Raw genomic sequence first — 1165 nt, 5'->3', positions numbered from 1 at the left:
AGATATACCTCTTTCTTAACTATGCTTATTTTACCTCATATTTTCGAGATCCTTAACAGGTTCTTACAACGCTCAAAAGCAGAAAAACAAAAACTTGATTTTCTCAGCTAAATAGTGGACCATCAAAAGCACGCATAAATATCTACAATGAAAGAAAAAACTTTCACAATCATCGATGGCTATGGTTTTCTTTTCAGAGCTTACTATGTACTACCTCACTTAATTACCACAACAGGAATGCCAATAGGTGGTGTATATGGCTTTCTGAATATGGTTCTTAAGTACATTGCCCATTCGGACTACTTAACTATAGCACTTGATGCAGGGAAAAAGAATTTTAGGCACAATTTATATCCTGAGTACAAAGCGAACAGAGTAACGCCTCCTGAGGATCTAACTCCACAGTTCACCATACTGAGGGAAGCGGTAGAAGCTTTTAACCTCAGCTATGAAGAGATTGAAGGTTATGAAGCAGATGATATAATTGCAACACTAGCTGCAAAATACGCCAACCACCAAGACTTTAAAGTGGTAGTCGTTTCATCAGATAAAGATTTGTTTCAACTCTTGAACCACAATATTTTAATATTCGACCCCATTAAAAATATATACATAGATGAAAAACGAGTAGTAGAAAAATTTGGTGTAAACTCACACAAGCTTCTTGATTTATTTTCTCTAACTGGTGATGCATCTGATAACATTCCAGGCGTTCCAGGAATAGGACCAAAAACTGCCACTAAATTATTAGATGAATTTGATTCATTGAATAATATTATAGAGAACATTGATAACATCGAGCGAACGAGGATTCGTAATATTCTTACCGAACATAAGGAAAAAGCACTAATTTCAAGAGAACTTTTATCACTATGCGAAAAAGTAGACCTTCAACATGATATTGCAAAATATGAAGTCCATTCTCCAAACATGGAGAAATTGTTATCCTTTTTAAAGAAGTATGAATTCAATTCCTTGATAGGGAAAGTGGAAAAGCTTTTTTCCTATAGTGGGTCTAGCACAGAAGAAAAAATAGAGTATAGTAGTGAAGAGTTAGAGAAATTTTTAGAGCACTGTAGATATGAAGGCAAAATTGCAATTCATTACCACCTTGAAAACAATGTATTAAGTCTATCTCATAGCGAAAGTAATATTTTTTATATAG

At 34.1% G+C, this 1165-nt stretch carries 1 protein-coding gene; it reads left to right on the top strand.

Annotated features, from left to right (window positions below; genetic code table 11):
- Positions 1–147: 147 nt before the first annotated feature.
- A partial coding sequence (locus OZD61_RS00960) for a 5'-3' exonuclease H3TH domain-containing protein (RefSeq protein WP_274979510.1) occupies positions 148–1165 on the top strand: 1018 nt, incomplete at its 3' end.

Origin of the sequence: Wolbachia endosymbiont of Drosophila bocki (assembly GCF_028982005.1) — a bacterium.
In the GTDB taxonomy this organism is placed as follows: domain Bacteria; phylum Pseudomonadota; class Alphaproteobacteria; order Rickettsiales; family Anaplasmataceae; genus Wolbachia; species Wolbachia pipientis.
Note: the sequence above shows the minus strand (reverse complement) of the source record. Positions and strands in the feature narration are given on the sequence as shown.